The organism is Fontibacter flavus, assembly GCF_042432905.1.
Taxonomy (GTDB): domain Bacteria; phylum Bacteroidota; class Bacteroidia; order Cytophagales; family Cyclobacteriaceae; genus Fontibacter; species Fontibacter flavus.
The window spans coordinates 37,601-59,228 of sequence record NZ_JBHLWI010000003.1 but is presented as its reverse complement, the minus strand read 5'-3'; the positions used below and the strand labels follow the sequence as shown (position 1 = coordinate 59,228).

The 21,628-nt window shown below is 38.7% G+C and carries 22 protein-coding genes and 1 tRNA gene; 10 read left to right on the top strand and 13 right to left on the bottom strand.

The features are described 5' to 3' along the window. The first annotated feature begins 26 nt into the window (after positions 1-26). Positions 27-407 carry an AbiV family abortive infection protein gene (locus ACFFIP_RS01750; RefSeq protein WP_382385838.1) on the top strand — a complete coding sequence of 127 codons (381 nt, stop codon included), beginning with the start codon at positions 27-29 and terminating at the stop codon, positions 405-407. A 99-nt stretch (positions 408-506) separates the two neighbouring features. After that, positions 507-695: a hypothetical protein gene (locus ACFFIP_RS01745; RefSeq protein WP_382385837.1), complete on the top strand. Its 189-nt coding sequence runs from the start codon at positions 507-509 to the stop codon at positions 693-695. Between the two features lie 21 nt (positions 696-716). On the opposite strand, the gene ACFFIP_RS01740 is transcribed toward ACFFIP_RS01745, so the two are convergent. The 4 genes from ACFFIP_RS01740 to ACFFIP_RS01725 form a co-directional block, all read right to left on the bottom strand. Continuing rightward, a complete protein-coding gene (locus ACFFIP_RS01740) occupies positions 717-1,223 on the bottom strand; it encodes a hypothetical protein (protein ID WP_382385836.1) in 507 nt (168 codons plus the stop codon). 206 nt (positions 1,224-1,429) lie between these two features. Further along, positions 1,430-2,419, bottom strand: coding sequence for an HNH endonuclease signature motif containing protein (locus tag ACFFIP_RS01735; protein WP_382385835.1), 990 nt, complete (start codon positions 2,417-2,419; stop codon positions 1,430-1,432). 143 nt (positions 2,420-2,562) lie between these two features. Next, positions 2,563-3,570 (bottom strand): hypothetical protein, encoded by a 1,008-nt coding sequence (locus tag ACFFIP_RS01730; RefSeq protein ID WP_382385834.1) that lies wholly within the window; start codon positions 3,568-3,570, stop codon positions 2,563-2,565. Between the two features lie 382 nt (positions 3,571-3,952). Beyond that, entirely contained in the window at positions 3,953-4,318 is a 366-nt protein-coding gene (locus ACFFIP_RS01725; protein ID WP_377064174.1) for a hypothetical protein, read from the bottom strand. Between the two features lie 491 nt (positions 4,319-4,809). Between ACFFIP_RS01725 and avs1a the strand changes: the two genes are divergently transcribed. The 5 genes from avs1a to ACFFIP_RS01700 all read left to right on the top strand — a co-directional run bounded on the left by avs1a (position 4,810) and on the right by ACFFIP_RS01700 (position 12,244). Then, positions 4,810-5,997 carry an AVAST type 1 anti-phage system MBL fold metallo-hydrolase Avs1a gene (gene avs1a / locus ACFFIP_RS01720; protein ID WP_382385833.1) on the top strand — a complete coding sequence of 396 codons (1,188 nt, stop codon included), beginning with the start codon at positions 4,810-4,812 and terminating at the stop codon, positions 5,995-5,997. Next, a complete protein-coding gene (locus tag ACFFIP_RS01715; protein ID WP_382385832.1) occupies positions 5,997-11,147 on the top strand; it encodes a trypsin-like peptidase domain-containing protein in 5,151 nt (1,716 codons plus the stop codon). Before avs1a ends, ACFFIP_RS01715 begins: the two co-directional genes overlap by 1 nt. Before the next feature lie 2 nt (positions 11,148-11,149). Then, a complete protein-coding gene (gene avs1c / locus ACFFIP_RS01710; RefSeq protein ID WP_377064168.1) occupies positions 11,150-11,404 on the top strand; it encodes an AVAST type 1 anti-phage system protein Avs1c in 255 nt (84 codons plus the stop codon). Beyond that, the gene (locus ACFFIP_RS01705; RefSeq protein WP_377064166.1) at positions 11,391-11,669 is read left to right on the top strand and encodes a hypothetical protein; all 279 of its coding nucleotides are present in this window, start codon (positions 11,391-11,393) and stop codon (positions 11,667-11,669) included. Before avs1c ends, ACFFIP_RS01705 begins: the two co-directional genes overlap by 14 nt. 395 nt (positions 11,670-12,064) lie before the next feature. Beyond that, positions 12,065-12,244, top strand: a complete 180-nt coding sequence (locus ACFFIP_RS01700) for a hypothetical protein (RefSeq protein WP_377064164.1) — start codon at positions 12,065-12,067, stop codon at positions 12,242-12,244. Between the two features lie 37 nt (positions 12,245-12,281). On the opposite strand, the gene ACFFIP_RS01695 is transcribed toward ACFFIP_RS01700, so the two are convergent. The 9 genes from ACFFIP_RS01695 to ACFFIP_RS01655 form a co-directional block, all read right to left on the bottom strand. Continuing rightward, positions 12,282-12,500 (bottom strand): hypothetical protein, encoded by a 219-nt coding sequence (locus tag ACFFIP_RS01695; protein ID WP_382385831.1) that lies wholly within the window; start codon positions 12,498-12,500, stop codon positions 12,282-12,284. A gap of 40 nt (positions 12,501-12,540) precedes the next feature. Then, the gene (locus tag ACFFIP_RS01690) at positions 12,541-12,888 is read right to left on the bottom strand and encodes a helix-turn-helix domain-containing protein (protein ID WP_446685323.1); all 348 of its coding nucleotides are present in this window, start codon (positions 12,886-12,888) and stop codon (positions 12,541-12,543) included. A 78-nt stretch (positions 12,889-12,966) separates the two neighbouring features. Beyond that, positions 12,967-14,229, bottom strand: a complete 1,263-nt coding sequence (locus ACFFIP_RS01685) for a site-specific integrase (RefSeq protein ID WP_382385830.1) — start codon at positions 14,227-14,229, stop codon at positions 12,967-12,969. A gap of 287 nt (positions 14,230-14,516) precedes the next feature. Further along, positions 14,517-14,590: transfer RNA gene (locus ACFFIP_RS01680), tRNA-Pro, on the bottom strand. A gap of 131 nt (positions 14,591-14,721) precedes the next feature. Beyond that, positions 14,722-14,958 (bottom strand): acyl carrier protein, encoded by a 237-nt coding sequence (locus ACFFIP_RS01675; protein WP_382385829.1) that lies wholly within the window; start codon positions 14,956-14,958, stop codon positions 14,722-14,724. Positions 14,959-15,184: 226 nt separating this feature from the next. Further along, positions 15,185-16,156, bottom strand: a complete 972-nt coding sequence (gene arsM, locus ACFFIP_RS01670; protein ID WP_382385828.1) for an arsenosugar biosynthesis arsenite methyltransferase ArsM — start codon at positions 16,154-16,156, stop codon at positions 15,185-15,187. A gap of 43 nt (positions 16,157-16,199) precedes the next feature. Then, positions 16,200-16,817, bottom strand: a complete 618-nt coding sequence (locus ACFFIP_RS01665; protein ID WP_382385827.1) for a TIGR04282 family arsenosugar biosynthesis glycosyltransferase — start codon at positions 16,815-16,817, stop codon at positions 16,200-16,202. Between the two features lie 13 nt (positions 16,818-16,830). Next, entirely contained in the window at positions 16,831-17,874 is a 1,044-nt protein-coding gene (arsS, locus tag ACFFIP_RS01660) for an arsenosugar biosynthesis radical SAM (seleno)protein ArsS (RefSeq protein WP_382385826.1), read from the bottom strand. Further along, complete coding sequence (locus ACFFIP_RS01655; protein ID WP_382385825.1) at positions 17,874-18,206, bottom strand: arsenosugar biosynthesis-associated peroxidase-like protein; 333 nt, start codon at positions 18,204-18,206, stop codon at positions 17,874-17,876. Before ACFFIP_RS01655 ends, arsS begins: the two co-directional genes overlap by 1 nt. A 281-nt stretch (positions 18,207-18,487) precedes the next feature. On the opposite strand from ACFFIP_RS01655, the gene ACFFIP_RS01650 reads away from it, so the two are divergent. The 3 genes from ACFFIP_RS01650 to ACFFIP_RS01640 all read left to right on the top strand — a co-directional run bounded on the left by ACFFIP_RS01650 (position 18,488) and on the right by ACFFIP_RS01640 (position 21,620). Beyond that, entirely contained in the window at positions 18,488-19,879 is a 1,392-nt protein-coding gene (locus tag ACFFIP_RS01650) for an MATE family efflux transporter (protein ID WP_382385824.1), read from the top strand. Positions 19,880-19,941: 62 nt separating this feature from the next. Further along, the gene (locus ACFFIP_RS01645) at positions 19,942-20,526 is read left to right on the top strand and encodes a Crp/Fnr family transcriptional regulator (protein ID WP_382385823.1); all 585 of its coding nucleotides are present in this window, start codon (positions 19,942-19,944) and stop codon (positions 20,524-20,526) included. Positions 20,527-20,642: 116 nt separating this feature from the next. Next, positions 20,643-21,620 carry a VOC family protein gene (locus ACFFIP_RS01640; RefSeq protein WP_382385822.1) on the top strand — a complete coding sequence of 326 codons (978 nt, stop codon included), beginning with the start codon at positions 20,643-20,645 and terminating at the stop codon, positions 21,618-21,620. Positions 21,621-21,628: the final 8 nt, after the last annotated feature.

Below are 21,628 nucleotides of genomic sequence, written 5' to 3'. Positions count from 1 at the left end.
CAAATGAAAAAGCAAAATGAAGCAAAATGAACCAAAAGCAATTTAAAGGGAAACTTGATATTAAAACTGCTGCTGAAGGGATAAAAGTAGCTTATGATAATGCAAGTTCCTTGTTAAGTGATGCTGAATTGTTGTTTAAGAATAAAAGGTATGAAAGGTGCTTTTCACTATCTGTTTTAGCCATCGAGGAATCAGGGAAGTCAACGATTATACGTGCCATGCTCTTAACAGATGATCCCAAAGAAATAGGAAGAGAATGGAAAAACTATAGACGACATACAGCGAAAAATTTGATATGGATTCTACCTGATTTAGTTGAAAGTGGTGCAAGAAAACCCGAAGAACTCAGAAAAATTTTTGATCCAAATAGTAATCATGGGGATACTTTGGAGAATTTAAAACAGTAATCATTTTATACGGATATACTTCCATCTGGAAATTGTATTAGTCCTCAAAAAGTAATTAATAAAGATCTGGCACAAAAACTTTTATCAATTGCACAGGACATGGTAAGGATTGATAAGGTAATGACATCTGAAAAAGAACTAGAGCTATGGGTTAAACATTTAAAACCAGTTCAAGGTCAAGGAGCTGAGGAATTAAGAAAAGCCATTTTGAAATGTTATGATGAGGCAGTCACTAATGGTTTAATCGAAGAATGGAAAGTTCTTGTACTAAAAAGAAATTTCGAATAAAAAAGACCCTACTCATAAAGCCTACCTTGTATTTGTAATAAACCTCCCCAATCTATAAAATGGGGAGACTAGATAGGGAGCATCATCATCAAGCAACCTATACCGGAGGAAAACATAATAGCCAAAGAATATTGCCATAATCCAAACCACATAATGATCCGGGTTTTCGATTTCCTTGATTTCACTTGCAAGAGCGAGAACGGCCCAACCTGAAGGGATGCTGACAAAAGCTGTGAGGATGAAAAAAATGATCAGCCATAGCTTGTTACCTCTATTCTTCAGTCCAATCATTACCCCTTTTACAAAGTAGAGAAGAAGATACGACACTACCGGAATCACACAAAAGATGATCTGAAATGCCTCATAGCTTTTAATGGCTCTTTCATCCAGGAGCCACAGCATTGTCCAATACGTTACAACAAGCAAAGGTGTAAACACCAACAACCAAGTAATCCATTTGATTGCTGTCCATAATCCCCTCAATGACCGGTCAAAAATCATCTGGCTGTCACCCATGGTATTGTCCATTTAAGATTGGTTTCCACAGTTCAGTTGGCCTCAGTGATGCCAACTACTTAAAACATCCGTTAAAGATATGATTTTTCTATGATATCCTAAAAAAACCGTCCGTTAGTGCCCGCCTACCACAAAGTTTCTTAGAAGCATTAAAGTTTGATTTTAGTCGTTCAGCCCGCATTACGCTTACAATGTTGTGCGTTAGGCATTGTTAGTTTTCAAGAAAAATCATCCAAAGTATCATCGCCTGTCCATTCCAATCCTTGTGCGAGGGTAAACTGTTTCTCTGCACTGTCTTTCTTGAAAAAACTTCCAAGGTTTGCATGAACAAACAAATCATTTTCAAAAGTTACCTGTGCCAAAGACCAAGGTTTTATTGCATTCACATCGCTGCTCTTACATAAAATCCACAAAGTATTTTTGTCTAGAGAGGCCGCAAAATTCTCAATAATTGAGTTTGTATATTTATTGTGGGAAAATGTTTCTCTAATCTTAAGATTTGCTGCATAGGTATCAATTGGATTATCGGCACCTACCTGCGGGCAACAAGGAAATTCGGATGGAATTTTCCAATTCTTTTGAACCGCATTAGGTGTTAGGGAAGTTACAAATTCTGAAATTTCTTGAAATGAGTAAGGATTTTGGTTATCCTTAAATATCCATTCGCCCAAAGAACCACCTTTAGAAGAAGTGTCATCATTTTCCTTGTTTGCCCAATTACTCAAATGTTCCCAAGATATTCGAGCTTCTTCTGGAGTAACAGCTCTCATCCATCCAAAATTACGGTCTTCGTTTACATAGTTTTTTAATATTGATGGATCTTCGATAAAAGCTTCGATGCTACCACAGTAGAATATTATTTTTTTTACCGTTATTGGGTTCTTCAGGATATTCTCCAATTTTGTTAACCAACGAAGGTTTTCAGGGCGATTGTTTTGGCGATTTGTGTCTATGTGGTCAACAATATGTTGCGCGGTTGGAGGCTCTCCTAAAAAAGCGTATGCTACTATGCGATGCACAACTTCCGAAGCTATAAGCATATAACCGTAGTTGTTTGGAGTTCCAAAAGTCCACTGATTGTCTAACTTACGTAACGGTCTGTTTTTACGAGAGTGACGAAATACTGATCCGTTATCCCGAACTGAGTAACGTTCATTTTTGTAAAAGCACTCGGCTTCTCGCTCAAAATCATTCAGATTTACGGTCATCTGTTTTTTATTTGGTGTATTTGTTTGAATGTTGCCAAAACATCAGTTTCAGCATTTCATCCAATAGAATTACAAATATTCAATTACATCAGCTCAATGGTATTGCGCCAACACCCGCTTTTAGTAATTCTCATTTAGATGTTTTATTTGAAGGTCAGTTTAAATTCAGTGTTACTAACTTTTACTTCCAAGTCTAGCCAGTTCTTAAAGTACTTTGTTTTGTCTACTAGTTTTCTTAAGTCAACTTTAGAATTTCTGTTTTCCTGAACTCGTAAAAAATTCTTTCCAAATTCAAAATCTAAACTTTTAAAAATATCAATATCAGAAACACCATCATCATAATATGTCTTTAATGGTTCTATAGTATCAACGATACCTAGAATATAAAATAAGGGAAATTCACTGAACTGAATTGGCTTAAGACCTATTAATTCTTCCATGTCAAATTGTTTACAGGTATCTTCTGGCTGTATCCAAATATTGTGGATACTGATAGCATTTGCAGCAGTTTTATATTGATTTTCCAGTCTTTTCCCCCAGAATAAATTGTCTTCATTTAATTGTTTTTTTCTACGTCGTATTTTAATAAGTCTGTCAAAAAGTAACATCCCACCAAGTATTCCGTGGTCAACAACATTCCATTTTTTCTTACGAAACAGGAAATAATTATTCCGGACATGAAGAAGCTCTTTACATTTTGAGAATTTCCTATCAAATAAGGAATGTTCAATTTCAAACTTTTCAATGAGTTCAGAAATATTAGAAATGTTTTTCAATTCATTTTTGTCTTCCATTTGATAAGCATTGTCATGGAAAAGAGCAATCAAGAACCAGATGAATGGAAAGGAGCGATATCCCGGATCGCTGTTTACTAGCTTATATTTTTTATGAAATGAAGTATTATAATACATTAATACTCCCAAGAAAAATACTGAGCATATATGATTGGGAAGTCTTAGGTCTGCTACATTGATTTTGCACGATTTAAAAATTTCGACTTTCCCTCCTTTTTTGAAGTAGTTTAAAATGAAATTTGAATAGTCAGAATTATCAATAAAGGGTTTATCAGCCTCTAAATTCTCATTCAGTCCATAGTAGTAGTGCCATTGTTTAACTGTTAATTCTTCTATATGCTGATATATATTTTTCATAAGATATTGCCTTTACAGAATTCAAATGCCTGTGTAAGCTGTCGGTATTTTTCTTTTCATTGATTCGCATCAATAGTTAATTTGATCAACTTAAATCACTTGAACTGAAAAAATCCTAAACCAGATTTAGTTTTTATTGCGCTTAATTTATGCTCAAATATAAACGAGAAATATCATTTGAACTTGCTGTAGATTAAAGGATAGATTTATTTAAAACTGCTCATCCTTTTTTTTCTCAAACCGTCAAATGGATATAGAATCTTTTCAAGGCTTCTCCCTATTACATTCGTGTAGATGGGATAGGAGTTTTTATAAACAGTCTCTTCCGTGATTTATGAGGTGTTGAAACTTCTCCTTGAAACTAAAGTAAAAGAGTAATGGTCTATTTATGGGGAGACAAATAAGCCCAACGCCCCTGACCTGATCCGACAAGCGGGGATACCAAATGCCATTCACTTTTGTATTCATCAAATTCTACCAAATCCTCAGACCCGTCTGGATTCGCCCGTATGAACTGATCCTCACTTTTGACTCTATCATCTTGGTAAACCATAAACACCCCTTTTGAAAAAGCTTCCCTGTAAAGACCTTCAACGTTCTCTTGACTTTCTTTCCTTGATTGATCCAAGGTTCTTCCAATTCCCGGAATGATTTCCTCATCGTTTTTTCTTCGATATCCTTCAATGGTTTCTTGGTACTCATAACTGATTCGAATTGATGATATTTCAAAAGTAAACAATTTGGCCACAATTCATGACTATAGTAACTGCTATCTTCCCTCAGTGGGAATAGAAAATTTCTACGTAGTCTGACGACATCCCTTTGAAGGAAAAGTAGGCTTTGACGTTGTAAAAAAGAGGTGCTTCGGCACCGTACTTTGCCAGCCACCGGATCTGATATTATGTTTGTTCCATTCATGGCAATTCAATTTTGGCTTACAGGTCAAAATTGAAGGGCTTTCACAGGATTTTTCCCCACTGTAATTTGGAAATGGGTTGTTTTTTTGATGGTGAGCTACTCCAATAACTGTTTAATCAGAGGGTTACAAAGGTAAAACTTTTTAGGTGATTTTGACGCTAAAATGACCGTATTAAAGAGGAGAATGTTTATTTTTGAAGTGGCTCGATTAAAACGATACCTGCTGAAAATCTGAATAAGATAAAATGAGAAGTTCCAAAAGATGAATTGCAGAAATCAAAATAAAGAATGAATGATATAAAGTTAGACATAAATTAACTAATGCCAGATATTAACCTGAAAATTTACCCTGCTCAAAATGGGGATAGCTTTTTATTGAGTTTTGGAAAAACCCATCTTCTAATTGATGGGGGATATGTAAACACCTACGAAAACTTTATTCGCCAAGATTTGGAAACCATAGCCAATAAGGGAGAAGCTTTATCCTATGTAATTGTAACTCATATTGATCAGGACCATATTTCCGGCATAATTAAACTTTTTGAACAGAATCAGCCAGAGAAATTTATAGAGATCGCTAACGTATGGCACAATTCCTACCGGCATATACATCCTGAAAAGGAAGGGCAAGAGGTAGTTAAGAATAAAGTGCTGGAGGTGATAAAGGGAGGTGCATATCTAAAAAAGGTTACTAATGGTGAAGAGACTACCATTAGTGCCTCTCAAGGTTCTTCCCTCGCATCTTTATTATTGGAGGGTAAATATACCTGGAATGCCGAGCTTGATGGCAAAGCTGTGGCCACAGATAATGGGCAGCATTTTGACCTGACGGGTGATCTTCATTTAACTTTACTCTCTCCGAATATCGGAAAATTAAAGGGTTTAGAAAGAGCATGGCGAAAAGAACTTATTAAAAAAGGGTATTTAAACGGATTACCAGAAACCGGGTATTATGATGATGCATTTGAATTTATGGTAGCCAAATACCGAGAAAGACCAAGGTACAAAGAGAGAAAAATTGCCAAAGCAAAACCTGACATGAAGGACTTACTCAATCAACCTTTTTTGGAAGACACTACTCCTGCCAATGGTAGTTCTATGGCTTTTATCCTTGAGTACAAAACCACAAAGTTATTATTCATGGGTGATGCACACCCGGGGATTGTAGCAGAAAACCTCAAATCTCTTTACGCTCCCGAGGATTTTCCTGTTAATTTCGATCTGATAAAGACTTCTCATCACGGTAGTTGGGCTAATAACAGTCCGGAACTGTATAGGCTTATTGATTCACCGTCATATGTTTTTTCTACAAATGGTGTGGGTCACAACCACCCCGACCATGAAACTATTGCCCATATTGTTTCAAGAAAAAGTGAGTACACCCGTAAGCTCTTCTTTAATTATCCTCTTGAAAAAGCCAAAGCCTTTGATGAACCTTTCTTAAAGGAGAAGTATGATTATAAAATTATTCAAGCCGATGGGGAACGCCCTTTGGAAATAAGTTTCTGATGGAAAAAATAATAAGCGCCAAACAATTAGAAAATTCCTCTTTTCAAATTAAGTGTGGGACAGATCAGGGCACTGGTTTTCTGGTAGCCGAAAATCTTCTGATGACTGCCAGGCATGTAATATTGGATTGTCTTGAAGGAGGTGAAAGCATCCTCGTAGGAGATGAACAATACAGTCTGGATGATATTAAGAAAGAAAATAAGCACCTAGATTTATGCCTTATTCAGCTAAAGAAGAAGGTTGATAAGTATCTGCCACTTACTAAAGCTAAACTAAGTTTCAACCAACCTTGTGTTCTCTATGGCTTTCCTTATGTAGAAGATAAGCATGGCGTTCATATAAAGGCAAGAATAAACAAAATCACAGTAGATGCTCACTGGGATTTTTCAGTTACAGATAGCACCATTGATGAAAACATTAATTACGAAGGTCTCTCCGGAGGAGCGGTAGTTTCGAATAGCAGAGTTATAGGCATAAGCCTGATGCAACAAGGCAAATCAATTTTAGCCATAAGTGTGAGCAAGGCTTTTGAATGGTTACTGGAAGCAGGAGTTCAGGTTAGTGACGAAGAGAGTTTAAATAAAATACCCCCGTCCTTAAAGGAACAAGTAGACACTTCCACACCTAACTATACGGTGATGGAAGGTCTGTCGAACAAACTGATTAATCACAAAGGATGGTTCTTATGTTACGGGTCACCAGGAAGCGGAAAAACTACGTTGATGGCTGCATTTAACGCAGACAATGATGGCATCAAAGTATGCGGACGGTATTTTACCAGAGTACCGCAGGATAAGCAGGGTTCAGTAAGCAGGACCTCAGGAAAAAGCCTGATCTTATGGATAGAGGATTCCGTGACGGAAGTTCTGGGTATGCCGGTAGATGTTCTGGACAAAATTGAAGATCGGATCGAGAGAATCCCGATCTTGTTAGAACAAATGTGTCGTCAAAATCCTGATGTCAACCATACATTTTTTATAGATGGATTAGATGAGGTAGACGATTTAGATTCGTTTCTGGGAATTTTCCCCAACGAGCTCCCATCTAATCTGTCCCTGGTCTTATCTTGTACGGCACAAGACATTCTTCCGAAATTTGTCAAGGAGAAATTATTGGAAGAAACCACCATTGAGGTAACTCCTTTGGATATAGGACAATGTGAAGTCTACATCAGGGAAGAGCTACAAGGGAAGGAGCTAACTACGGAAGCGATACAGCAAATAGCTCATAAATCAGAGGGGCACCCTCTCTACTTACAATACCTTATCAATTTCCTTAAAACTAATGAGATTGATAAGGATGAAATTGAGCATTGGGTACAAGAGACCCCGATTATTGGCGGAGAAATTAATAAGTACTATGAAGTTATCTGGCAGAAGTTTTTCAGGGAAGAGGGCAAACTTTGGATTATCCTGATCCTGTCTCAGTTAAGAGGGACTATTAATCAGGAAACTCTAATCAATATGCTGCCCGATGATTATCGCCTAGGGTTTTATTCACATTTCGGGCCTATTAGTTATTTAGTGAAGGGAGATACTCATTTAGAACTCTATCATACGTCATTCAAACAATTCATCACTTCCCAGGTACCCGGGTTTATTCCCTTGGCCAATGACTCTATTTCCGGGTTTTGTGAGCAGCAAAGTCATCACCCATACACGGTAGATAATAAATTGTATCATCTGACTTTGAGTAGTGACAAACAGCAGGCGGTAGCACTTTGCAACCAGGAGTGGATTGATTTCAGCGCTACACAACATGTTCATCCAGACCTGATTGTTCAGGATGTAAAAAGGGTGATAAAGGTAGTTTTGGATCAGAAGAACGCTAATGAGCTTATCCGTTTACTCCTGTTGTTGCAGCGTATAGAGTTTAGGTACGATAATGTTTTAGCCGAGAATGCCAAGCCAATGGCTGCCGCCCTGATTGCCCTCGAAGAGTGTGGGGCTGCTATGAAATACTTAATTCGTGGTAATAATCTATTAATTGATGATGATGCGGTAATTGACTTCCTTCTGTTACTTTATGAAAATGAGTCCTATGAAGAAGGAAATATATTATTAAATGCATTTAACACTCGGTACAGGCACTTCATCCAGGAAGAATTTAGAAGTCCAAATGGCTTTTCCCTGATCCCTTTTTTTAAAAAAATATGTGCATCCACGCTTTCCATACTTTCTATGGGAGAAAAAGGAATGCAAGAGGTTGAACACACCTTTCGCTCACTCAAGGATTTTCAGAATTTGGCCGAGAAACATAAAGAAATGGAAGTCTATCGGGCACTGTATAGCACAAGAGAAATGGGGACTTCCTGGCACAACGGTTTTGCTATGCGTTTTTTTGATGGGTATGTAAATGTGAAAGAGCGATCAGAGATTTCAGGAGCTGCCATAGATGATAAATGGGCAAGAATTATTGCCCTATCTATCATACATTTTCAAGAGTTCAATCGGTATAATTTAACCTATGTTGACAAAACCAACTCCTACCTTAAAAGTATTGAAGATTTAGAGTGGCTCATTGACAATTATGGTTATGACAGCGAGAACAGAACTCCTTTTGTTTTGATCAAAGCGCTTATCGGTGACAGCAAACGACTTGATATTATTGAGCCATTGATTGAAAAGCATCTTCTTTCAGAGGGTTCCCAAATACTTGAAATACGAGAGTATAACGGAGTTGATTTGAATTACAAATCAATGCACTCTTCCTATTTCAATGCTGTTTGTAAGGGCTATAATACGGCAATTGATCAATTACCAACATTGCCTAAACGCTATTTAAGGCTTACCAATTGGGAGCAATACTATAAAGAACTATTGGAGCATCTGGGTTTGCTCGAAGGGATGCTGAGCAGGAAAAAAGTATTCGGAGAAGACTATGGTGAATTATTGAAGCACCTCAGCAGTTTGTTAAAACTCAATGAACTTAAACTGGAGGAACGGTCTCATTGGGAAAGGAGTTATCTGATTCCAGAGGATTTGGTTCCTTTCATTTTTACGAAAATAGCAGGCCTCTTTGTCTCCTTTTTTCGCGAATCCATTGATACATTAAGCAGTTTTATTGAACAGGGTAGTAAAGACCAGTTGGGTGTATTTACCGAAGGATATCGGGAAATACTTGTTTCGGTCATTGAAGTGGTGATTAAACATGAGGCAGCCGATTCACACACACTTTTACTGATCGAATTACTTGAAGACCACATCGTAAAACATGTTCAAAACAGATGGGAAAGAACTCCAGGATTGATCCGGGTCGTAGAGTTCTATGGTTTAATGAATAAAAAAGAACGGGCGAGGTCAGCTTTTCAGGAGATGCTCAAGACTTCAATGGGGCCATCCTGGTATAAAGAGTCGCAATTGCAACTACTCAATGCCACTTTGAGATTGAAGTCTGATCAAAGCAGTTCTTCTAATTATTCTTGGAAGTTTGCTTCCTTATTAGATTATGCCTCCGGTGAGATGACCTTTCAGCGATCCATTCGCTATGAGAAAGAAAGTTTTATTGGTGATTTAATTGCCAAAGGCAACCTTGACAAGGCCATTGAATATCTGAAATTTGAAACCGTTCCTCCTGCCGATGTTGTTATTCAGAATGCTGAATATTTTACTGTGGATGCCAAATCTTTGGGGAATGGCTATGCTCTGGGAGCAAGAAATATAACTATTCAGAATTCAGTTTTAAAAATACTTGAAGAATGTAATGACTTGTCACCCTATATCAAGGCTAGCCTATGTAGCATCTTCACAGTAAACGATGATGTCTTTAGGTATGTGGATGATTTCGCCAAACACATGGCAGAAGCTTTAAACGATATTGATGATAGCCATCACCGATTACAGATTTTCGATTTGATTTTTGATATCATTGAAGCAGACGAGATGAAGGATGAAAGGGCGCAGTATGTTAATCTGTTGATCTTAAATTTGAAAAGCAACATATATAATGAGTTAAAGAAGGCTGTAATAGCCAAAAAAAGCTGGGAGCTCCCAGATAAAAATGAAGAGACCGAGCCTGATATTGAAAAAGCAGGAGATCAAAGAACCAACAGCTTTGATGAATTCAATGAACTGTGTGAAAGTAGTCCCAAAAGAGCATCAAGGGATAAATTAATCCAACAAGGTACTGAGGCATTTGCCAAAGAACGTATTAGCATTTGGTATGGAAATTGGTCCGGGTCACACAAAAAAGCCAAGGAAAACCTGAAAGCTTTGTTAGAAAACACGGAAGAGGTAGTAGAAAAACTGGCCTCCTCCGTTCAAAATATGAGTGTAGAAGCCTGGACAGTTGTGGATGAACTTCTATGGTTCCTAGATGGCAAGATGACCCAGGATCAGATTGACAAGGTATATGAAGACATTGCAGATCATTTTGAGTTGCTTATTCGACCGGAGGATTTTGTTTTTCAAAAATACGATTGGGTCAAGTCATATGAGGATGTGGCTTCCACCAACCATCAAGTAATCAGGTTTATCATTTGGTTACTTAATCACCCATTGGATTGGATTAACAACGGTGCTTCTAAAGCCTTGATGTTCTTAAGTAGCTGTATATCAGATGATATAATCAACCTGTTGGTGGAGGAGAGTATTTCAAAAAAACCATCGGCTTTACCCGAAAAAAGTGCTGTGCTTCTATTCAATATTGTCCAAAGTTCACCGGACAAACTTCGAATGAGATTGGAAGAGAACCCTGACCAGATAAGCGCCATAGCTGAAGTAAAACACCTTACAATATTTAAGCACTACCTTGAAATGGGAAAATTACTGAGTGTATCAGGCTATAATTATCTAATGGAAAAACTAAACAAAGCCTTGCCTGAGTCCATTGTTGGAAACAGTGAGGTAGCATTCGATGAGGAAATGTTGACACCTATTCAGGAAGAAATTGATGAATTAAATGACCTGAAAATCCTGGATAGGGAATTTTGTGAAAGCATTTTGACCAAAGTAGAGAAAGCTTGTGAGTCAATGCCCTGGCAGGATATATTAAAAGCGGATAAGTACATAAGGAGGAGCTTTCAAGAAGCTCAATTTACTTACGAAGGAAACTATTATGAATTAGTAAGATGTGCTTTGAATCAGTCAATAATGCCTCGTGTGGCAAAAAACAACATAGATCAGATTTATGAAGCGATTAACCCTATTTAAAAATGTTTGAACCCAGAGGATATTATATAAAAAGCAGAAAGGAATTTGAACGAAATTTGAATACTACAGCTGAACTTGCTAGAAATGGAAGATTGGTCTTTTCTGAGCAATCCAGAAAGGGTATTGAAAGTTTAATGAAAGTCAGAGTTCTGCCAAATGCTAGGATTAATTTATCCACCATTAATGAACTTGTGAGGGCCACAACCATGATGACAGGAATGAAAAACTTCAATAATGTAAAAAATGAAGAAACCTAAATATGGCATGCCAACCCCTTCTACCCGCAAAGAATTTGAGCAGAATATCTCGCTTTTATATGAAGATATGCTAAGAGTCTTCGATTCAAAAGATGATGATTTAATTCAAAATAAGGTATGGTCAACTGGTCAGCATTTGAAGAAAGTGAAATTATTGCCAAACGGAAGATTGCACCTTAATACAATAGATGAAAGAATCCGACTACAATCCAATATGATGGATTGGTTTAAGCGTATACCTCCATTATCACAAAAGGATGAATAGGGGTATCTTTTGAACACAAGTGGAGAGATTACTGTGGAAATTAATGATGATTTCAGATGGCCGGCTGAAGTTATGGTGAATTTGTCTTTTAGCGCTTGAATGGCCTGCCATTCCGGCAGATATTGACCCGCGTTTTATAAGGTGCTAAAACTCTTTTTTTAAACTTTGGTAAAAGAGCTATGGACTATTTACCGGGTGAAAGATAAGCCCAGCGCCCCTGACCTGATCCAAAAATAGGAGAGGCCTGACTATGCTATTGTAAGGGTTGAAAACAGGCTGGGGATTACACGCCAAGATTTGAGGTGCTATAAACCCGGAAACTTATTGATCATGGTAGATAAAGTACTCCTGAAAACATATAAGTGATTCGACATCCTTCTTAAAAAAAATTGAATATGGCGTACAATAATAGATGGGACATTAGACCGGAAGAAGTCAAAAAAGTTTGCAGAAAGAATGGACTGGATGTTGATGACGAACAGGCAAAATTTGTTTTGGATTTTATCAATATTTTGGCGCAAGCTGCATTTGAGCAAATGGATATCGAAGAAAATGCAAATGCTCAATCAGAATAAGAAAAGACAGGCCTTTACCTCTTCTGAGAAATTAGCATCATTGCGAAAGATTCCATATCCACTCATTAGCATAAGCTTTCCAGTTCTTAATAGGTACCCCTTTTTTCGTGTTCCATTTGATGTTCTCATGGTGGTGAAAGAAAATCTCCGCTTCTTCCAGGGATAGTTCCTTTTGTAAAAAATAGATTTTGACATGTTCAAGAAGTGGTGGAATCTCCATGCCAAATCCCTCATTAACACCTTTTGGTCTATTCATCCTATTGCATTTTCTATAGAAGGGGAATTGCTAAAGGAAATCAAGAATCTTGAAAAACCCGGTTCTGAAATTTATTGGCCTGTAGCATCTTTTGAATATCATCCTGGTCATAATAGAGTACTCCCCCTACTTTAGTGTAAGGCAAGGTTCCGTTTACCCGCAGGTTTTGTAAAGTACCGGGAGATATCCCCAACAGCTTCCTGACCTCAAATGATTTGAGCCATTTCTTGGTAGGTTGCCCGGAATTGCTCTTTAGCAGCCTTTTGATGTCCTCCAATAGGTCTTTCCTGAATCTGTCTAAGTCTTCCCGGGTGATAATCTCTACAGCCATGATTTTACTGTTTGGTTGAGCCTCCAAAAGTATTTTCAAAGCAAGGAAATTTTTCACACCCTGATTTGGAAGTGGGAAAAAAGCCTGTAACCTCAAATATTGATCACAGGCTTTTGAATACTATATAAGCAATGCTCAACCATTGGCCGAATTGAGGCCGGTCGGCAAATTTTTCTTTTGACCAAGTGTTTCTTTTAAGGACTTCATGTCCTCACTGACCTTTTGCTCAACAACCCTTGCATAAATCTGGGTTGTGGCAATTTTGGTGTGGCCAAGCATTTTGCTTACCGTTTCTATGGGAACACCATTCAACAAAGTTACCGTGGTAGCAAAGGTATGTCTTGCCAAATGGAAAGTCAGGTTCTTGTTGATCCCGCACAAATCCGCTATCTCCTTCAGGTAACTGTTCAGCTTTTGGTTACTTATCACGGGAAACAGTGTGCCCTTTTCAATCGACCTTGGATGGCTGCGGTATTTTTCAATAATCTCCCATGCTTTGGGGAGGATGGGAACCCTTACCGGTTTGTCCGTTTTTTGCCTGCATGTGGAGATCCAGTATTCTCCATCAATTCCTATTGAAACATTATCAGGAGTCAGGTTCATCGTGTCAACATAGGCCAGTCCAGTATAGCAACTGAACACAAATAAATCCCTGACCCATTGCAAACGGACGATGGAAAACTCTTTTCTTTCGATTGCATCAAGCTCATTCGCTTCCAAATATCCCCTGTCTACCTTGTGAAATTTGAGTTTGTACCTGCTAAAAGGATCTTTATCCAGCCACTCCATTTTGACAGCCAAGGCTATCATTTTTTTCAGACGTTCCAAATGCTTCATGATCCCGTTGTTGGTTAAGGGTCTCTGGTGGTCTTTGGGTACATAGTTCAGAAGGTAAAACTCAAGGTCTGTTATAAACTTGTACCGGAGTTCGGAAAGGTACATATCAGATGTTCCGTGGCGCTCTTTCATGAATTTAACCACATACTTCTGTGTGGTATGGTAATTCTTCATGGTTCCCCAAGCCAACGTATCCTTAAATCTAGTATTATGGTATTCCATCAGTTTGGTAAGGGTATGCTCTTTGTCACCTGTTCCCAGAAACATACATTTAATCCCTTCTGCCGTAATCAACCGTTTCTGGATTTGCATTTCTTGGTAACATTCAACTAGTCTGGCGTTTACCTCTTCAAGATAGTGATTGAGAGATTTGATTTCTTCCCGGCTCCCTCTGGCCATTCCCTTTTTACTGTTCCAGTCGGCAGGTTTAATATACCTCTTTAAGGATATTTCCTTTCTTTCCCCGTCCACAGTGATCCGGGCATAAATTGGAGCTTTACCGTTTTTTGCTTTGTTCACACGGATAATGAACTGGATTCCAAAAGTGTTTGTCGTTCTCATGGCAATTTCATTTTTGAGTTTTTAAAACCATTTGTTATTGTTCGTGGTGACCTGCTCCAAAAAGGTCACTCAAACAAAACCAAAACAGGTCAAAATGAATTAATCAACCATCTGATTAACAGTTAATTAACTCCTTTCTGGTGACCCAAATATAATTACTAATTTGGTTCACCGTTCAGTTCTCATTTTTCTTGAAATTGCTTGTATTACATTGATATCGAAAAAACAGAAAAGCCTGTAAATCATACGATTTACAGGCTTTTAAAGGGAGTTGAACTCCCTCTCTGTCGGGGTGACAGGATTTGAACCTGCGACCACACGCCCCCCAGACGTGTACGCTACCGGACTGCGCCACACCCCGATTAAGTGTTCGAAATTAATAAGTATGGAGCTTTAATTCCAAAAAAATGGGCCAATAAACCTGGAAATATTTTCTGATAACCTGATAAGCAGTCAGGCAGTAGGAAGGAAGACTTAATAAGTTTTCACTAATCAAACAGCAGCAAATAATTCTTCAAGAACCATTGATGGACTTTCTAACTTATGCAGTTTTTCAGATTCAATTATTTTTTCAAGTTCTAGTTCCAGCTCAAATATCAGCCCATCCACGAAGATCTTGTCCATATGAAGTTCATGGAAAAAATTAGCTGTTTTTCTTTTGCCGGTCAAAGGAATGCCATATGACCGGAAGATGTCAATGGCTTTCTTCTTTTTGTTGATATTGCTCATGTCCGATTGTTTTAAAAAAGATTGATTAACCTGAAGACGGAAAAAAAGAGCAGCACGTTGCTTGAGCTAGAATTTATTTTCGGGTTTTTTAGAATTTACACTTTTTTAAGAAAGAAATTAGCTAAATAACTACCCATCAACAGTGTTTTTCAAGTTTAAACTGCTGATGGGTATTTGTTATCTTTAAAAAATATCCGCGAATTCTCTTTTCAAAATGTTGGAAGGGTTAACAACAGCCACCCCCATCATAAAAGAATGTCGATTCGCTGATATAAATATCCTGTCTTCCCATATTACCTAAAATGTCGGCAGTTTTATCACAAATTGCCAAAGGTTGATTGTTCATGAGAATATGCCCTTTTTGGTCATCAAAGTATTCCTCATCTCCAAAATAGATAGCTGATTTTCCGGTGAAAATACAAGGTCCATCCTCGGGCATAGGGTCTTTTATGGCACATACTTCTACACTCTCCAACATGATCAATTGGGGAGTATCGTAATGTTTTGGATCCAGGATCCTGTAGGGTCTTTTAGCCCTTACCTCAATAGTCCCAAAACCAGCATTTGCGATCATGTCCAGGTACTCTTGTAGGGGTAAAGATCCGCTAAGGCAAAGTGCTCTAAGACGTTCATCGTTTCTCAGTGATGCAGGCATTTCATTTTCTGTGATTGGATCACTTAGCACCAGTTTACCGTGTGGCTTTAGGACACGGTACATTTCATCCAAGGCCATTTTCAAATCGTCCTTGGTGAAGATATTGAACAGACAGTTTTGAGCTGCTACATCGATGGAGTTATCTTCTACGGGTAGACTCAAGGCAGTTCCTTTTCTCAGAGAAACAAATTTGGCATCAAACCAATCATTTTGTTTTTCTGCCTCAAGCAGGTTTTTTTGGCACGCTTCCAGCATTTCATCCACAATATCGATTCCGATTACCCCATTTGCCTTTCTTGAAAAATAGGCAAACTGCAACACCTCCATGCCTCCTCCCACACCTACATATAAAATATTTGGGTCATTACTCAGGTCTCTAGGGTGAACTGTGCTACCACATCCATAATTCATTTCCTGCATGATTTTAGGAATGGATAATCCGGGTAATTGCCATATGGGTGTGGTGGTACAGCAAAGCCCTACATCAGGTTTTAGGGCAGCATCTCTATAAACATTTGCGGTGGCTTTTAAATATTTTTCCATTGTTAATGAATTTTTCTGATGAATAGTTGGACCATCAGATGATTTATTTATTATGATGTGTTATTCTTACTTTCGTAGAAAGGTAAGTTTCCCAGTCCTCAGGCGTGTCAATATCTCTTAGGGGCTTCAATAGGGAATAGGTCAGGTTTCTTTTTTGCAATTGTATTTCGGTCATTTGGAGGACTTTATCCGTGCTCCAGGGGATATTTTCAAAGATTTCTCTGTAAACCTCTTTTAGTCCGATAAGGTAGTAACCGCCATCCAGGGCAGGACCAAATACAGCATCCTTGCTCAGTAGTTCTTCTAAAGCTTGGTTCATGATGTTGGTTTCGATATCAGGACAATCGGTGCCGATTAAAATTACTCTTTTGTATCCTAATGCAAATACTTCCTCAAAAGCACTTTTCATCCTTTCCCCCAAATCAACACCACTTTGCACAGCTGTTTGATGTGGGATTTTCAAAGATGATTTTGAAGAGCATTCGGAGAAGTAAACAAAAATATCAGCATCTGATATCCCTGATAATTGTGAATAAGTGCTGTCTATCAGATACTTGTATATATCAAGAGCTTGCTGGTCACCAAGCGCAGCGGCCAGTCTGGTTTTGACCTTGCCTAATTCTGGGTTTTTCTGAAAAACAATGACTGCATTTTGATTCATGATCACCTAATTGTTAAGCAGTCGATCCACCACAACTGGAACCTGCACCTGCAGTACAGCCAAAGCAATGTTGGTTGACGATGATCTCTCGCTGTTGTAAGGTTGCTGCATTCCATTCTTTGATATGTTGACTATTGCCACAGGCAACTTTTAATTCCAACATCTGATTGAAGTCACAATCATACAAAAAACCATCCCAGCCTACAGAAATCGTATTGCGGCACATAGCGTTGGTGGCAGCCAAAGGATTATAGGATTCTATGAGTTTTTCCATGTAGGACTCATAATTTCCACTTCTGAGCAAATATTCCAAAAACCTGCTAATGGGCAGGTTGGTGATGGTATATAGCGAGTTAAACTGTATTCCAAACTGATTGCCCAATCGTTTTTTGAATTCAACCTCTAAACCCTCTTGGGAGGAAGGCAGAAAGGCACCGGAAGGATTATACACTAAATTCAACAAGAGCCCGGTTTGGGGCATGCCATATCCGATCTCATTGAGCATCCGAAGGGCCTTGATGGATTTTTCAAATACCCCATCTCCACGTTGGGCATCTGTTTTCATAGCCGTAAAATAAGGTAGAGAAGAGACTACCTCGATTTTTTGGTCTTTGAAAAATTCCGGAAGGTCATGGTATTTTGGATTGGCCAAAATGATGGTCAGGTTACACCTTACTATGATGTGGATTTCGGGATTGATTTTCCTGATTTCAGTGACAAGCCATCTGAAATTTGGGTTCAATTCAGGTGCGCCACCTGTCAGGTCGATTGTCTTGATAGGCTGTTTTGAAATCACTTCAAGGCAATGTTCCATGATCTCCTTGGTCATGATTTCCTTCCTGTCAGGACCGGCATCAACATGGCAGTGCTTACAGACCTGATTGCACATCTTGCCCAAGTTGAGTTGAAGGATCTCAATCTGAGTAGGTTTAAATGGGAATAGACCTGATGCTGTCAGTTTCTGTTCAAAACTGTGTCGAAAATCAGGGGATTCCAGAAGTTCTAGTTCGTACTGTGAATTGGCAAGGGGGTGATTCTGTGCTTTTAATGACTTCATTACATGGATAGTTCTTTCACTTTGTTCATCATTTGTGTTCCGTGGACCAATGAAGCCCCGCCACGAATGGCAGCAGCGACGTGAACAGCTTCCATCATTTGCTCTTCATCACAACCTTTTTCCAAACTGTCCACAGTATAAGCATCTATGCAGTACGGACACTGAATGGCGTGGGCTACTGCCAGCGCAATGAGGGATTTTTCCCTGGCTGTCAAAGCTCCTTCCTTGAATACTTCACCATAATAGGCGAAAAATTTATCAGCCATGGATTTTTGAAATTCTCCTATTTTGCCAAACTTCTTCAGGTCTTCAGGATCGTAGTAGGTTTTCATAGTTTATTCTTAAAGGTTATTGATTGATTCAAAATTGATATAATAGATCTCAAATTATAACTTCCTAAAATTGGCAAATTGTTTTTAAAAGCAAGGGTATATTTTCAGACTTTTATTTTAAAGAGGACACTTGTTGTAAATTCCCCCATTCATGTGTTGTACTTGGTGTTTTTTTCGGTCAACTTTGTGTGCGGTTTTGTAATCGTTTCTAAAATTTTATTGAATTCGGGATAGATACCTATCCCATGGGGCACTTTCTTAACAAGAAATAAAAGGCTACTATGACTTTCAGGACATTTTTCCAGCATTTTAAAGCAGCCTTAGCTGGTAAGGAGGAGGATTTTACCAAAATCAGCATCAAAAAAGCCATTTTCTACCTTTCTGTGCCAATGATTTTGGAAATGCTGATGGAATCTCTTTTTGCAGTTGTGGATATATTCTTTGTCGGCAAATTAGGAGTCTATGCAGTGGCCACTGTTGGATTAACAGAGTCTGTTCTGACCATTATTTATTCCATTTCCATAGGATTGAGCATGGCAGCCACTGCTATAGTAGCAAGGAGAATTGGCGAAAAAAGACCCCAAGAAGCTTCTGCTGCAGCCTTTCAGGCGATTATTGTAAGTTCCTTTTTTGCATTTGCTGTTGCGGTAATTGGCTATTTCAATGCCAAGAATATGCTGGCACTGATGGGAGGGGAAGAAGACGTGATAGCCTCCGGGTACCGCTATACCCAGATCATTTTTGCCGGTAATGTGTTTGTGATGTTGCTCTTTCTGATCAATGGTATTTTTAGAGGTGCGGGCAATGCCGCCATCGCCATGAGGGCCTTGTGGATTTCTAACGGTTTCAATATTGTTCTTGATCCCATTTTGATTTTTGGTTTAGGCCCAATTCCCGCCTTTGGTCTTGAAGGAGCAGCCTGGGCCACTACGATAGGAAGGGGATTGGGCGTGTGTTTCCAGTTTTATGTATTGTTCAAGGGAGGCTCGATCATTAGATTTTCTTGGGAAAGCCTTAAAATGAAATGGTCTACTGTTTTGACCATTTTGAAAGTAGCTTCCGGCGGGATGGGACAATTCCTGATTGAATCAGCATCCTGGATCTTTTTGATGAGGATTATTTCTGATTCAGGTTCCATTGCTTTGGCTGGATATACAATTGCAGTGAGGTTGATCATTTTTGCCTTGCTTCCAGGCTGGGGATTCTCGAATGCCGCTGCAACTTTGGTAGGACAGAACCTAGGTGCCTTACAGCCTGCAAGAGCGGAAAAGGCGGCCTGGTTTTCAGCCCATCTTACGGCAATTTTTCTGGGGATTTGTTCTATCATTTTCATCAGTGGTGCGGGAATGTTTATTGGTATTTTCAATGAAGAACCTGGTGTGATTGAAGTGGGAAGACTGGGTTTGAGTATCATTTGTCTGGGATATGTTTTCTTTGGATACGGCATGGTGATGAGTCAATCCTTGAATGGGGCAGGAGATACCAGAACACCCACTATTATCAATCTAGCTGTTCTATGGGGATTCCAAATTCCTTTGGCCTATTTCCTGGCCAAATATGTGGGTTGGGGTGCAACAGGTGTCTTTGTGGCTATTGCGATCAGTCACTCTTTACATGCAATCATCAGCACTTGGGTTTTTAGAAAAGGCAGATGGAAATTAGTGCAGGTTTAAGTTCAAAGGTTTTTATTCAGCTGTAACAAGGAAAAATTGAAAGAAGCATTTATATTGCTCACATGAATTTCCCTGATGTTATAGAAAATCTCAAAAACTATGTGCCTTTTGAAAAAGAAGAGCTGCAGAAGTTTTTCAACATTGCCAAATATCAAAGGTTTAAGAAAAATGAGATTTTGGTGAAGAAAGGGGAAGTAGTCTCGCCTTTTATTTTTATCAGAAAAGGATGCCTGATGACTTTTTTTACCGATGATAAAGGTTTTCACCACGTGTTGCAATTTGGTCTGGATAAATGGTGGACAGGAGATCTAGATAGTTTTATGACGGGTAAATTATCGACATATACTATCAAAGCGATGACGGACACAGAGGTTTTGATTTTAGACAAAGAAAGTTTTGAGGCGCTATGTGGAGAAAGTCCGGATTTTGAAAAATACTTCAGAATTCTGTTCCAAAACTCTCTGGTCAGTCATCAAAAACGAATCATTCGGAATATTTCTTACACTGCGGAGGAAAAATACCTCACCTTTGTCAAAAACTACCCTAAGCTTGAGTTGCTTTTGCCCCAAAAATACATTGCCTCTTATCTGGGGATTACGCCGGAATTTTTGAGTATGCTGAAAAAAAAACTGGCCAAGAAGGCTTAAAAGCTTAAAGTAAATTAATAAATCAGGTGATTGGCCAGTAAACAGGCCAAAAAAGAAAACATCTGGAAGATGGGTTAAGTTGGAATCAATAATAAATAACTTAAACCCATAACCAAATGACTAATCCAGCTGAATACATCAAAGGTATTCATCACCTTACTGTAAGTGTGGGCTCAGCCCAAGAAGATATTGATTTTGTAACCCAAGTGCTGGGTATGCGGATGATCAAGCAAACTGTACTTTTCGATGGTGCTGCGAGTATTTATCATCTATATTATGCCAATGCAGATGCAGAAGTAGGCTCGGTTTGGACCACCTTCCCTTTTAAAAAAGCCGGTGTACATGGAAGAAGGGGCTCTGGCCAAATTGAGACATCATCCTTTTCAGTTCCCACTGATTCTCTGGAATTTTGGGTAAAGCATCTCAAAAACCATGGAGTGGAAAATTCTGGGATCATCGAACGCTTTGGTCAAAAAATGATCACTTTTGAAGACCGATCAGGAATCGGTATGGCAGTGGTTGGTGAAGACAATGACCACAGAAATGCCTGGCAAACAGATGAAATTTCAAAAGAGAACGGTATCAGGGGGATTTTTGGTGCTACCATCCGCACGAGGGATATTATTGAGATGGATGCTTACATGACCAAAATGCTCAACTTCAAAAAAGTCGGTCATGATGGAAATTTTCACCGTTATCATATAAAGAATGGAGGAGCGATGAAAACCATTGAGCTACATCATGTACCTGATATGGAACAAGGTTCCTGGACTTTTGGAGTAGGTATACCACATCATATTGCTTTTGCTACAGAAAAGGATGAGCACAACCTGGAACTGAAAGCTTACATTGAAGGTTTTGGATATACAGATGTGACTGAATTGAAGGACAGGAATTACTTCCATTCTATATACAACAGGACTCCTTCCGGTGTATTGTTTGAATATGCCACTTCTGATATTGGGTTTGCCATAGATGAGCCTGCAGACCTTTTGGGACATCAATTGTTGCTTCCACCTGTTTTTGAATCTAGAAGGTCTGAAATCGTGAAGCCTTTGGAGGCAATTCAACTTCCTAAATATCTCAATAAATAATGAAATAG